Below are 13735 nucleotides of genomic sequence, written 5' to 3'. Positions count from 1 at the left end.
CTATTCTAATACCGATCATTCGTCATCATCAAACCTTATTTCCGCAATGTCCCATTTTTTTTCACTTCGTATCCTAATAGGCTTGCTCATATTAGGTCAAGTCAACAACACTTTTGCCCAAAACAATGGAGAAGTACGTACAAGCATTCCTCTTAACCAAAATTGGCAGTTTGCCAAAGATCCCAAGAAAGTAGGTGCAAAATACCTAAAATTTACGTCTGTAGATATTCCACATACCTGGAATGCAGTTGATGTAATGGATGATGAGCCAGGCTATTATAGGGGATTGGGCTACTATAAGAAAAAGTTAGTTTTAAGGCCGAATTGGAAACATAAAAAAATACAACTCTATTTTAATGGAGTAAATCAGGAGGCCGAAGTTTACCTAAACGGTAAGAAAATAGGAAACCACATAGGTGGATATACAGGTTTTAGTATACCATTAGAAAATCTACAGTTTAATGGGACAGATGAAATAATGGTCAAGGTAGATAATAGTTTTAATGAAAGTATAGCTCCTTTAACTGCTGATTTTACATTTTTCGGGGGAATTTACCGAAGTGTTTCACTGTTAGTTCTAGATCAGGTACACTTTAGCGATACCAAATATGGCAGTACAGGTGTATTTGTGCAGGCCAAAAATGTAAGCGAACAAGGAGCCGAAATATTGGTAAGCGGTAGTTTGGCCAATACTACTGCAATAACCAAACAGATCAAGGTCAAAACAGAGGTGTTAGATGCTACGGGTAAAAGTATGGGTAATGCCGAAAGCCGTTTTGTAATAGGATCTGGTAACACGCTTAACTTTCAATTGCCCATAGCCAAGGTACCATTTCCTAAGTTGTGGTCGCCAGAAAATCCTTATTTATATAAGGCCATTACCAGTTTGTTGGATGCAAAAACAGGAAAAATTTTAGATCAGATTAAAACACCTGTTGGGCTAAGATTTTTTAAGTTCGATGTACAAAAAGGGTTTTTCCTAAATGGAAAGCCATATAAGCTCATGGGAGCTAGCCGTCATCAAGATTTTGCTGGAATGGGCAATGCGGTGCCGGCTGCTCTACAGGTTAAGGATATAGAACTGTTAAAGAAAATGGGCGGTAACTTTTTAAGGGTGGCCCATTACCCGCAAGATCAGGCGATAATGGATGCATGTGACCAATTGGGTATTATTACCACGGTAGAAATACCAGTTGTGAATGAGATTACCGAAACGGAAGTATTTTATCGCCATTGCGAACACATGCAGTTGGAAATGATCAAACAGAATTTTAACCATCCTAGTGTAGTGGCTTGGGCCTATATGAACGAGGTACTGTTAAAAATGAAGTTCAATAAGGAGCCCGAACGTAAACAGCAGTATATAGCCAATATTACCAAACTTGCACAAAGGTTGGAAAACCTCACCCGTAAAACAGATTCTACACGTTACACCATGATGGCCAATCACGGTGATGTGAATGGATATAATGCTGCAGGACTCACTAAAATACCTATGTTGGTAGGATGGAACCTCTATCAGGGTTGGTATGGTGGCAAAGCGGAAGATTTTGGCCCTGCCTTGGATAGGATACACCAAACCATACCAGATAAACCTATGCTTGTAACCGAATTTGGGGCTGATGTAGATCCCAGAATCCATTCATTTAATCCGATCAGGTTTGATAAGAGCCTTGAATATGGGATGTTATATCATCAGATCTACATCAAGGACATGCTAAAGCGTCCGTTTGTAGCTGGAGCAGCTGTATGGAACTTGGCCGATTTTAGTTCGGAAACCAGAAGCGAAACGATGCCAGGTATAAATAACAAGGGCCTGCTTACCATAGATAGGAAGCCAAAGAATACCTATTTTCTTTACCAAGCTTATTTAAGTGCAAATCCCTTTGTGAAAATTGGCGATGGCAATTGGACTTGGAGAGGAGGAACTGAGATTTCCCAAAACCTAACGGTTATCAGTAATTTGGATACCGTAGCGCTAACCGTTAATGGAAAATACCTAGGTAAAAAACGGGTGGTAGATCATTTGGCCAATTGGACCATTGATTTTAATAATGGAAAAAATAAGATAGAAGCTTTGGGCAGGGCCGAAGGAAAAATATGGCAGGACACAAGCACCATAAACTTTGTGCTACAGCCGCAGTCCATGCAAAATGCAAAAGCTTCTTTTAATATTCTTATGGGCAGCCAAAGGCAATTTATTGATGATGAAAATCAGCTGTGGCTGCCTAGTAAGGCATATGTGACCAACACCTGGGGACATATTGGAGGCGAGCCTTTCAAAATCAAAGACAGCGGCCGTCAAAGTTATGGTAGCGATAAGAACATAGTGGGCACCACAAATGACCCTATTTACCAAACCCAATTGGTAGGTGTAGAAGGATACCGGGTAAGTGTGCCAAAGGGAAAATATATAGTGACCTTTCATTTTGCCGAACTGATGGGCAATGGCATACAGACTACTTTGCCCTATAACTTGGATAGCATGATAAGCGTTAGGAGGGAAATACCCGAACAACGTATTTTTGAGGTGTACCTGAACGGAAAGCCCATCATCAAAAAATTGAACTTGGCGGCATGTTATGGCGTGGCAAAAAATGTGAAAAAGCAGTTCGAATGCTTGGTGACCGATGATGAAGGGATTAAAATCTTATTCAAAAATATAGAAGGAAAAGCGGTATTGAATGCCTTGCAGATTAGAAAAATCGACTAGCATTACTTTTTATGAAAGAATTCATATCTTATGACCATGAATCGGCTGTATGCTACCTACTGTGAATGGGCCAGGCAGACGATGGAAAGATTAAAACCAAATAATTTAAACCTTTGAATAATGTCGAAGAAAGTTAGTGTATTTATTTTGCTATTGCTGGGTTTTGTGGCACAGGCACAAATGGCCACCCGTTTAACGAAGAATTGGGAATATGTTAAGGGCGATTTGGGAGGAGTTTGGGAAGCTTTGAGGCCTGTAAAGACTGGAAATCCGGAAGAACTTCCTTTTTGGCAAAAAGTAAATCTGCCACATTGCTTTAACGCTACCGATGCTGTAAACCCAGAGGTGAATTATTATCAGGGACCAGGTTGGTACCGCACAAACCTTTCGATCGAAAATCCATACCAAAATGGTAGAACACTGTTGCATTTTGAAGGTGCCGGACAGAAAACGGCCGTATATATATACAACACAAAGGTAGCTGAACATGTGGGCGGGTATGACGAATGGACAGCAGATATTACCGAAGCTGTGGCTGCATTTAAGAAAACAGCGGTCTTTAAAAGCCAGTTCAATGGTAAAATTCCTATTGTGATTCGCTGTGATAACTCCCGAGACTTGGAAATGATCCCTTCCAACCTTTCGGATTTTAACGTTTACGGAGGGATTTATAGATACCTTAACTTGGTTTATCAACCAGCATTGGCCGTACAGAAATTATTTGCCCATGCTACCGTAGACGCTCAGGGAAAGACTGGAGGCCTAAAGATCAAAGCCTTGCTGACCAATTTGGAGGGCATTAAAAATGCTTCAATTAAAATAAGCCTGATAGATCCCTATGGAAAAAACGTAGCCAATTATAGCAGCGAATTACAGTCCTTAAATGGTGATAGTGTTATTTGGCAGACAAACATCAAATCTCCAAAATTTTGGTCTACCGATTTGCCACAGCTTTATGAAGTACAGCTTAGCCTCAAGGTGAATAATCAAACCACTTTGGCCAGTGAAAAAATTGGGTTCAGAAATTTTGAATTTGTAAAAAAAGGACCATTCCTATTAAATGGTAAGCGCTTGTTGTTACGTGGTACACATAGGCACGAAGACCATGCAGGAGTAGCTGCGGCCATGACAGAGGAAATGATGCGCACCGAAATGAAGATGATGAAAGAAATGGGCGTTAATTTTATCCGTTTGGGCCATTACCAGCAATCAAAGATTATCCTTAACCTGTGCGATAGCCTGGGCATTTTGGTTTGGGAGGAAATTCCATGGTGTAGGGGTGGTTTGGGCGGTACTGTTTATCAGGCACAGGCCAAGCGAATGCTCACCAATATGATCGAGCAGCATTATAACCATCCGTCTATTATTATTTGGGGATTGGGCAATGAAAACGATTGGCCAGGCGATTTCGAGGAGTTTGACAAAGAAAAGATCAGGACTTTTATGAAAGAGTTGAACAATTTATCGCATAAACTTGATCCTTCACGTCGTACGGCCATCAGGCGCTGTGATTTTTGTAGGGATATTGTCGATGTCTACTCGCCATCTATATGGGCTGGTTGGTACCGTGGAGATTATACCGAATACAAGGAGGTGTCTTTGGCAGAGTTTAACAAGTCTGATCGTTTTCTACATGTAGAATGGGGTGGAGATAGTCATGCCCGTAGGCATTCCGAAAGCCCAGATAATGCTTTGAGTAAGATCAAAAGAGGCGGAGGTGCCGACGAAAGGGCAGGCGATGCCTCTCTGTATGGTGGCGCAGCCCGGGTAAGCAAAGATGGTGATTGGAGTGAAAGCTATATAGCCAACCTCATAGATTGGCATTTAAAAGAACAGGAGACCATGCCATGGCTAAGTGGTACCGCCTATTGGCCATTTAAAGATTTTTCTACGCCCATACGCCCTGAAAATCCAGTGCCATATGTGAACCAAAAAGGGGTAATTGAAAGAGACTTCACCAAAAAAGAAGCTTTTTATATTTTTCAATCCTATTGGACCGATAAGCCTATGGTGCACCTATATGGGCATAGTTGGCCAGTACGTTGGGGTGAGGAGGGAGAAGAAAAAATGGTCAAGGTATTTTCAAATTGCGATGAGGCCGAGTTGTTTGTGAATGGCAAAAGCTGGGGAGTTAAAAAAAGAAACGCACAAGATTTTCCCGCTGCGGGCCTACGTTGGCTCATTCCCATGAATCAAGGAAAGTATGTATTTAAAGTAGTGGCCAAGAAGGGAAAGATTACGGTAACCGATGAAATTACCCAAGAATACCAAACGCAAAAGTGGGCCAAACCAAATTTTATGACCCTAACCAAAATAGAAGAGAACGATGGAGTGGCTACACTTGAGGTAAAGATGTTCGATGCCAATAAGGTGTTGTGTTTAGATGCTGCCAACCAAGTTGAATTCAGTTTGATTGGTAATGGTGAACTGATCGTAGACCAAGGCACTTCTACAGGATCATCGAAAGTGCAATTGTACAATGGAAGAGCCATTGTTAAACTGAAAAAGAATAAAGGTAAAAGTGTAGTGGCCGTGGCATCAAAAGCTATAGCCACCGCCTTTCTAAATATCGAATAGGTTAAATGGAATAAGAGGGCGATATGGCTACCTAAAAGCCGGTTGTCCCAATCTTTAAAATAGAATAGTATATGAAAAGAATCAGTTATATAGCCTTACTATTGACCCTAAACATATTTACGGCCCATGCACAAAATGCGTTTAAAAGGCAGGCTGCAGATGTGCTTAGGGCACAGGTTTTAAAAGAGGCCGATTGGGCCATGAAACAACAGCCCGTTACCGTTACGGCAGAAAGTTCGCCCAAAAGTGCGGGAGGTAAACACGATTTTTTTTCAGAGGCAGATTACTTCTGGCCAGATTCTAAAAATCCAGATGGACCTTATATCAATAGGGATGGGATGTCCAATCCTGATAATTTTGTAGCACACCGACATGCCATGATCCGTTTTAGTCAAATTATCGGTGCATTGGCATCGGCCTATCAGTTAACCGGTGATGAAAAATATGTAAAACAGGCGGTGGTACATTTAAAATCCTGGTTTGTAGATAAGGAAACCCTAATCAATCCTAATTTAGCCTATGCACAAGCCATTAAAGGTCTGTTTACCGGCAGAAGCTGGGGCATTATAGATTCCATTCACCTAATGGAAGTAGCACAAGGCATTATGGTAATGGAAAAGGCAAAGTCATTGGATAAGAATACATTGGCTGTCGTGAAGAAATGGTTTGCAGATTACATTTTATGGCTCAATACGAATAAAAATGGCATTGCAGAAAAGAATGCCAAAAATAACCATGGTACCTGTTGGGCCATGCAGGTAGCCGCTTTCGCAAAATTGGTAAACGATCAGCCTATGCTCGATTCGTTAAGAACCAGTTATAAGCAGGTATTCCTGCCCAACCAGATGGAAACTGATGGTAGTTTTCCTTTGGAACTTAAACGCACCAAACCTTATGGGTATTCTATTTTTAATCTAGATGCCATGACCATGCTCTGCCAAATTTTGTCTACGCCAAAAGATAACCTCTGGACCTATGAAACAACAGATGGAAAATCTATTAAAAAAGGACTGGAATACCTTTACCCTTATATTGAGCACAAAGATAAATGGACCCTAAAACCAGATGTGATGTATTGGAACAATTGGCCGGTAGCACAACCTTTCCTTATTTTTGGAGCCAATCAGTTTAACCAACAAAATTGGTTCAATACTTGGAAGAAATTAGATTTAAAACCTACCAACGAAGAAGTTATTAGAAACTTGCCGATAAGGCATCCGTTAATCTGGTTATAATATGAATAAGATCTATAAGAATATACTGCTTATCCTATTTGTACCTAGTGTATGTCAGGTGAGTGCCCAACAGCAATGGCAATCAAAATATGTTAACATACAAAAGAATGGCAAGCTAAGGTATATTCCAGATCAAAAAGGTAATGTTATTCCCGATTTTAGCAGGGTAGGTTATCATCAGGGAAATAAAGCTATACCAGAAGTAAAGGTAGTGGCTACACTTTATGCTACAGGTGATAACGATCAGCAGAAGATCCAGGCCGCAATTGATGAGTTGACCAAAAGAACGGAAGATGGGAATGGCATACGTGGGGCCATTTTGTTGAAAAAAGGAATTTATAAAATTCCCGAAAGCTTAAAGATAGGAGCAAGCGGAATAGTGCTGCGTGGCGAAGGAGAGGAAACCAAACTCGTTGCTACAGGAAAAGGACAGAAAAAAACAATTGTAGCTTCTGGTATGGGTAAGCCAACAGAAATAGCTGGATCAAGAATAAAAATTACCGATAAATATGTACCTGTTGGAGCCACGAGCTTTTCCATAGCTTCTGCTAAGGACCTAAAACCTGGCGATCAGGTTATGATATATAGGCCTGGAACACCAAACTGGATCCATGATTTGAAAATGGATGAAATAGAGGCTAGGGAGGGAACTGTACAGTGGAAAGCAGCAGCCTATGGCTTGGAATTTGAAAGAAAGATCGTTGCCATTAATGGCAATAGGATAGAAATTGATAATCCTATTGTTATGGCACTTGATGACCAATATGGAGGTGGTGAAATTTACAAGTATGACTTTAGAGGAAGAATTGCAGAAGTAGGTATTGAGAACCTTCTGTTGGAATCGGAATATGAAAATGACACTGATGAAGACCATGGCTGGGATGCCATTTCTTTCAATAAGATTGAAAATGCCTGGGTAAAAGGAGTGGTCAGTAAATACTTTGGTTTTTCTTGTGTAAACTTAGGCAACCTGAGCAAACAGGTTACCGTAACAGCATGTAGGTCATTATCGCCGAAATCGCAGATTACGGGGGGACGGAGGTACTCGTTTAATAATGATGGACAATTAAATCTCTTTACAAATTGCTATGCATCTGAAGGTAGGCATGACTATGTAACCGGAGCAAAAACTGCTGGACCAAATGTATTTTATAACTGTACCTCCGAAAATGTAAAGGCAGATATTGGTCCACACCAACGGTGGGCAGTGGGAACACTGTATGATAATATCATAACAGACGGAGAAATTAATGTACAAGATCGTGGAAACTGGGGCACAGGCCATGGTTGGGCAGGCGTAAATCAGATACTTTGGAACTGTAGGGCCAGTAAGGTGGTGGTGCAAAGTCCGTATGTGAGTGGTGTAAATTATGCCATTGGCGTAATGGCCACTAAATATGATGGTAGGTTAGGGGGCAGACCAGATGGTGAGTGGGAAGGAAACAACCAAAAGGGCTTAAATCCACCTTCTTTGTACCTAAAACAATGGCAGGATAGGAAAAAATAGCTTGTCTTTTCCCATCGTCATCTCGAGGGGAGTATAACGACGAGAGATCTATTATTCAGAAATGGAGATATGATCTTTTAGAGCAAGAATGAGAAGTAAAAACATATATGGTAATGTTCTATAAATGAACATTTAAAAACAGATAAGGTTAAATAAAAATAAAATTATAAGATGAAACTAAAGATCACAGCTGCATTATTATTTGCGATACTCGGAGCCAATGCACAAAAAGTAGACGTGAACAAGGCATTCAAATCTGCTGCTTTACAAACCGATATACTGGTAAAGAATGTAGATTCTGCAAGGCTAATAAAACCAAGCCTGGTATCTCCAAGAACGGTAGAGAACGGACAACTGAAAATGGTGGTTTCCAGAGATTGGACCAGTGGTTTTTTCCCTGCCGAACTTTGGTATTTTTATGAATACAGCAAAGATCAAAAATGGCTGAATTTGGCCAAAAAATATACAGAAGACATCAAGAAGGAGCAATACAATCGCAGTACGCACGATCTGGGGTTTATGATCTATTGTCCTTTTGGCAATGGCTACCGTATCACCAGAGATACGGCCTACCGTTCGGTCATAATACAAGCGGCCAAATCACTTTCTACACGTTTCAACACTACAGCTGGCGTCATCAGATCTTGGGATCATAATGCCGATAAATGGAAGTATCCAGTTATTATAGACAACATGATGAATTTAGAGCTACTGTTTGAAGCTACCAAGTTTACAGGTGATTCGTCATTCTATAAAATAGCGGTTACCCATGCCAATAATACCCTTAAAAATCACTTTAGGCCAGATTTTAGCTCATGGCATGTGGTAGATTATGATGTAGAAACCGGACAGGTTATTAAAAAAACAACTGCACAAGGCTATAGCAATGAATCTGCTTGGGCCAGGGGGCAGGCTTGGGGCTTATATGGTTATACCTTATGTTTCCGCTATACCAAAAACAAGGCCTATCTGGCGCATGCAGATGCTATTGCCAATTTCATCTTGAATAATAAATCTACCCCAGCCGACGGTATTCCTTATTGGGACTATAATGATCCACAAATTCCAAAGGTGTCGAGAGATGCCTCTGCTGCTGCCATTACTGCTTCGGCATTATATGAATTAGCCAAGTATAGTAAAAATGCCAAACTGTATAAAGCAGCAGCCGACAAGATATTACATTCGTTGAGTACGGCTTATGCAAGTCCGGCAGGTGCCGATTATGGTTTTATCTTGGAGCACAGCACCGGACATAGGCCCGCTAAATCTGAAATAGATGTACCCATCAACTATGCCGACTATTATTATTTGGAAGCACTATTGAGGTACAAGGGAAAGTTCAACTTCTAAGAAGTTGTTTAATCGTTGAATGGTTTAACTGGTTAATTCCTGAGGGTTGGCTTTGAGATGATATTGTTTGGATATTATCTTGGCTATGCTTTGCAAATTATACCCATTGGCATATAAAACTTCCAAGGCTGAAAATTTAGAATTACCTTTGCGGCCATAAATGAGGCAGCAAATCCAACCGTATTTTAAAGCAATTATCAGCGTATTTAAAAGTGAGCATACGGTAGATGCCCTGCGCAATACCATTGCAGTAGTATTGCCCATTGTGGTATTCTTTTATAAGGGATGGCCTACCACGGCCGTCGGTGTGGGCATTGGTGCTTTAATGATCTGCATGACCGACTTGCCAGGCAATAGGAGCGATAAATTTCGTACCGCATGGATTAGTGTACTAATCTTTACATTTGTAGCCATCTTAACGGCATGGAGCACCAGTATTCCCATACTAATGATTGCCGTTGTAGTACTACTTGCCTTTTTTTTGACCATGTTGGGTATATTAGGCCATCGGATGGCCGCCATAGGATTGATGGGCATTATATTGGCTACCTTCACCATTGGCCTAAAGCCAAAGGATGCGCTGCTTTATGGGAACTATATTTTTCTGGGCGGTATTTGGTATTACACGATCAGTCTTTTGCAGATTTATCTTTTTCCATATCGCTCTTTACGTAGGGCAATTAAGCAGACCGAAAGGGATACTGCCGCATTGTTAAGATTGAGGGCACAAGGTTATAATCCTGGGGTCAATCTTTTGGGATTTAATGAAAAAAACATGCGTCTGCACCTTAAATTGGCCAATCAGCATGAACTGATTAGGCAGTTGCTATTGAGCGACCGTAGGGCTATGGGACAGTTGAATAAAAAAGGGCGGGTATTCCTTGAAAAATCAATTAACCTTATTGATCTGTACGAGCAGGCAAGTGCGGTACATTATGATTATCCCTACCTGCGTAAACAGTTTGCCACGGCAGGAGTGTTGCCATGGTTAGAACAGGCTATAGAGCTGTTGGCCAAACAATTGACAAAGCCCAATGATGGGGTATATGCTGAGCGTTTTAAACAGATTCGATCGGCATTGGCGAAAAGTGCTGAAGAGGTAAATAAGGATCAATCGGTTTTGTTGAAGCAGATCTTGGGGAATATAGACGAGATCTATGGTCTTATTTTGGCTATACATCAGCCTATCCTGAACCAACGGTTAGATGAGCATACGGTACGCTATCGCGATTTTCTGACCTTTGCACCAGTACAAGCTAAGGCCATCAAGAAACATTTCTCTATGCGTTCGCCCATATTCCGGTTCTCGCTACGCTTATCGGCCCTATGTTTGGTGGCATTGATATTGATTACCTGGTTTTCGCATGAGCATTATAGTTACTGGCTTTTATTGACCATGGTTATTGTAAGCAGGCCAAGTTACGGGCAGACCATGAAACGAAATGGGGAAAGGCTGGGAGGTACCATAATAGGATTAGCGATGGGCTGGGGGATAGTTACAACAGTTGATGTACCTTGGCAACTTTTTATCAGTGTAATTTCCTTGTTCTGTTTTTTTGCCTTTAATAGGGTAGCTTATAGCATGAGTGTGATCGGTATCACAGTGGCGGTAATCCTGTGCTTAAATGTTTATGAAGGTGACTTATGGCAATTGCTTTCCGATCGTATACTCTTTACCATTGCAGGTGTGCTCTTATGCTTGGGGGCTACTTTTCTTTTTCCCATTTGGAATGCCCCGCGTCTAAATAAGTTAATGGCGGAAGTGATGAAAGCCAATGCGAGTTATTTTCAATCGGTAATGTACTTGGTACCTCACCAGGTAGAAACCATTCATCAGACGCGTTTGGCAAGAAAACTTAGCCATCAAAAATTGTCGGCACTTAGCGAAGCTATACAGGCTAGCCAAAAAGAGCCTTTCCGAAAAAAGCTCAATTGGCCATTGATCAAACGCATACAGTTATTAAACTATCAATTTAATGTATTAACGGCAACCTACGCAGGGATGCAGAAACAGGGAAGTGCATATTTATCGGCAATAGAGTTAGATAAAATTGGTGTTTACCTGCAACGATGTGCAGTTGCCATGGAAGATTTTGACCTTCATGCTCCATTGATATTGCCTGCTTGGAGCGAACAGCCCATGAATTTACTTGAAGTATCGGGACATTTGGCCAATATAGTTACTGCCGCCAAATAATTAATCTCTAGTTTGGCTGGGAATCTTAGCTTGGTTGATAGAGCATTATCATTGCTGGTTGTTTTATCCTCAACTTGATTCAAAGGGTTATCTTAAAAACACTAAAAAAGCGGTTGAGCAGTTAACCAGTTCAATGGCTAAACTACTTCAAACCGCGTTATTCGGTAAATATTGCCCTTCTTTATTTTTCTATTTCTTTCAAATTGTCCATTTTCTTATAGGCCAAGAATCCTTTAATGTCCTCGAAATGTTCACGAACTCTTTTGTTCCCAAATTCAAATACCTTTTCTGCCAAGCCATCTAAGAAATCCCTGTCATGTGATACCAGGATCAATGTGCCATCGAAATCTCGTAAGGCATCTTTGATGATATCTTTCGTTTTCATGTCCAAGTGGTTGGTTGGCTCATCGAGAATTAAAACATTTACTGGTTCCAATAAGAGCTTGATCATGGCTAGACGTGTCTTTTCTCCACCCGATAAAACTTTTACTTTTTTGGTCGTGTCGTCACCACTAAACATAAATGCCCCAAGTAGATCTTTAATCTTCACGCGTACATCGCCTACGGCAATTTGGTCAATGGTGTCAAATACGGTCAGTTCTCCATCTAACAATGCGGCTTGGTTTTGGGCAAAGTAACCAATCTTAACGTTGTGCCCAACTTTCAGCTCCCCTTCATAATCAATTTCACCCATAATGGCTTTGATCATAGTCGATTTACCTTCGCCATTTTTACCCACAAAAGCGACTTTTTGTCCACGTTCAATTACCATAGAAGCCTTTTCGAACACCACATGCTGGCCGTAGGCCTTGGTGAGTTCTTCTACAATAACAGGGTAATTGCCCGAACGTGGCGAAGGGGGGAATTTTAAGCGTAGGGCAGAATTGTCGACCTCATCCACCTCTATCACTTCCAACTTTTCCAACATCTTTACCCGCGATTGTACCTGTAGGGTTTTGGAGTAGGTGCCCTTAAAGCGATCGATGAATTCTTGGTTGTCGGCAATGAAACGTTGCTGCTCTTCGTAAGCTTTTAACTGGTGCTCGCGGCGTTCTTTGCGTAATTGAAGGTAGTGACTGTATTTGGCCTTATAATCGTAAATACGGCCCATGGTTACCTCAATGGTGCGGTTGGTAATATTGTCCACAAAGGCACGGTCGTGAGAAATGACGATTACGGCTTTAGCAGCATTGATCAGAAAGTCTTCCAACCATTGGATACTTTCAATATCCATGTGGTTGGTTGGCTCATCAAGTAGAATGAGGTCAGGTTTTTTCAATAGGATTTTGGCCAACTCTATTCGCATGCGCCATCCACCGGAAAATTCTGAGGTCTGACGGGTAAAGTCGGTACGCAAGAAACCAAGCCCTTTGAGTACTTTCTCTACTTCCGCGTCGTAGTTTACCTCTTCAATAGAATAAAACTTTTCGCTCAGTTCGGATACCCGTTCAATCAGCTTCATATAGTCGTCCGTGTCGTAATCTGTACGGATGTTCAACTGTTCGTTTAAGCTTTCCAACTCATCACGCATGTGATAAACCTCACTAAATGCTTTAGAGGTTTCCTCGAAAACGGTAACGTTATCTTGGGTAAGCAGGTGTTGTGGTAAATAGGCAATCACGGCATCTTTAGGTCCAGAGATATGGCCGGAGGTTGCTTTGCCAGCACCTGCAATAATTTTTAACAAAGTGGATTTGCCCGCACCGTTTTTGCCCATTAGGGCTATTTTGTCGTTTTCGTTGATGGAAAAGGATACATCGCTAAAAAGCGTGGTACCGCCAAATGATACGGAGATGTTATTTACGTCGATCAATGTTCTACTCTTTTTTAATTGAGCCGCAAAGATAATTGAAGAACTTATAGTTTAAGAAAAATTTATTGTTTGCCGATTGGTTGGTTGGTTGGTTGGTTGGTTGGTTGGTTGGTTGGTTGGCGCTGATCAATTAACATTTCGGTAGTTAATCAATTTTCGTCTCTTACTCTTTCAGCTTTCAACTTTGGATCTCGGACCCCGGACTTCTGACTTCTGACTTCCGACTTTCAGCAATTAACCAACCTTCGTTTCTTGCTCTTCCAACCTCGGACTGTCAACAGTTAAACAATTCGATCTTCCAACGTAAAATATTACGTGATTATCAAAGGAATAAATATCTTTA

8 protein-coding genes are annotated in these 13735 nt (G+C 41.1%); 6 read left to right on the top strand and 2 right to left on the bottom strand.

The window, feature by feature from the left end:
* The first annotated feature begins 46 nt into the window (after positions 1-46).
* The 6 genes from JHD79_RS11890 to JHD79_RS11865 all read left to right on the top strand — a co-directional run bounded on the left by JHD79_RS11890 (position 47) and on the right by JHD79_RS11865 (position 11579).
* Positions 47-2713, top strand: a complete 2667-nt coding sequence (locus tag JHD79_RS11890; protein ID WP_199119458.1) for a glycoside hydrolase family 2 TIM barrel-domain containing protein — start codon at positions 47-49, stop codon at positions 2711-2713.
* Positions 2714-2833: 120 nt separating this feature from the next.
* Positions 2834-5290: a glycoside hydrolase family 2 TIM barrel-domain containing protein gene (locus JHD79_RS11885; protein ID WP_199119457.1), complete on the top strand. Its 2457-nt coding sequence runs from the start codon at positions 2834-2836 to the stop codon at positions 5288-5290.
* A gap of 71 nt (positions 5291-5361) precedes the next feature.
* Positions 5362-6525 carry an alginate lyase family protein gene (locus JHD79_RS11880; RefSeq protein ID WP_199119456.1) on the top strand — a complete coding sequence of 388 codons (1164 nt, stop codon included), beginning with the start codon at positions 5362-5364 and terminating at the stop codon, positions 6523-6525.
* Between the two features lies 1 nt (position 6526).
* Positions 6527-8032 (top strand): hypothetical protein, encoded by a 1506-nt coding sequence (locus tag JHD79_RS11875; RefSeq protein WP_199119455.1) that lies wholly within the window; start codon positions 6527-6529, stop codon positions 8030-8032.
* A 171-nt stretch (positions 8033-8203) separates the two neighbouring features.
* On the top strand, positions 8204-9382 hold the full coding sequence (locus tag JHD79_RS11870) for a glycoside hydrolase family 88 protein (protein ID WP_199119454.1): 1179 nt from the start codon (positions 8204-8206) through the stop codon (positions 9380-9382).
* A 160-nt stretch (positions 9383-9542) separates the two neighbouring features.
* A complete protein-coding gene (locus JHD79_RS11865) occupies positions 9543-11579 on the top strand; it encodes an FUSC family membrane protein (RefSeq protein WP_199119453.1) in 2037 nt (678 codons plus the stop codon).
* A gap of 181 nt (positions 11580-11760) precedes the next feature.
* On the opposite strand, the gene JHD79_RS11860 is transcribed toward JHD79_RS11865, so the two are convergent.
* Positions 11761-13392 carry an ABC-F family ATP-binding cassette domain-containing protein gene (locus JHD79_RS11860; RefSeq protein WP_199119452.1) on the bottom strand — a complete coding sequence of 544 codons (1632 nt, stop codon included), beginning with the start codon at positions 13390-13392 and terminating at the stop codon, positions 11761-11763.
* Positions 13393-13454: 62 nt separating this feature from the next.
* Complete coding sequence (locus tag JHD79_RS23165) at positions 13455-13529, bottom strand: PT domain-containing protein (protein ID WP_370583329.1); 75 nt, start codon at positions 13527-13529, stop codon at positions 13455-13457.
* Positions 13530-13735 lie beyond the last annotated feature (206 nt).

This window comes from Pedobacter sp. ASV28, from assembly GCF_016428855.1.
Lineage (GTDB): Bacteria > Bacteroidota > Bacteroidia > Sphingobacteriales > Sphingobacteriaceae > Pedobacter.
The sequence above is the reverse complement of the archived record's forward strand: the minus strand, read 5'-3'. Positions and strand labels throughout refer to the sequence as shown.

What these genes read in the sequence shown, in the direction of transcription:
- JHD79_RS11890 (WP_199119458.1), top strand. Translation starts at nt 47, where the DNA reads ATGTCCCATTTTTTTTCACTTCGTATCCTAATAGGCTTGCTCATATTA.
- JHD79_RS11885 (WP_199119457.1), top strand. Translation starts at nt 2,834, where the DNA reads ATGTCGAAGAAAGTTAGTGTATTTATTTTGCTATTGCTGGGTTTTGTG.
- JHD79_RS11880 (WP_199119456.1), top strand. Translation starts at nt 5,362, where the DNA reads ATGAAAAGAATCAGTTATATAGCCTTACTATTGACCCTAAACATATTT.
- JHD79_RS11875 (WP_199119455.1), top strand. Translation starts at nt 6,527, where the DNA reads ATGAATAAGATCTATAAGAATATACTGCTTATCCTATTTGTACCTAGT.
- JHD79_RS11870 (WP_199119454.1), top strand. Translation starts at nt 8,204, where the DNA reads ATGAAACTAAAGATCACAGCTGCATTATTATTTGCGATACTCGGAGCC.
- JHD79_RS11865 (WP_199119453.1), top strand. Translation starts at nt 9,543, where the DNA reads ATGAGGCAGCAAATCCAACCGTATTTTAAAGCAATTATCAGCGTATTT.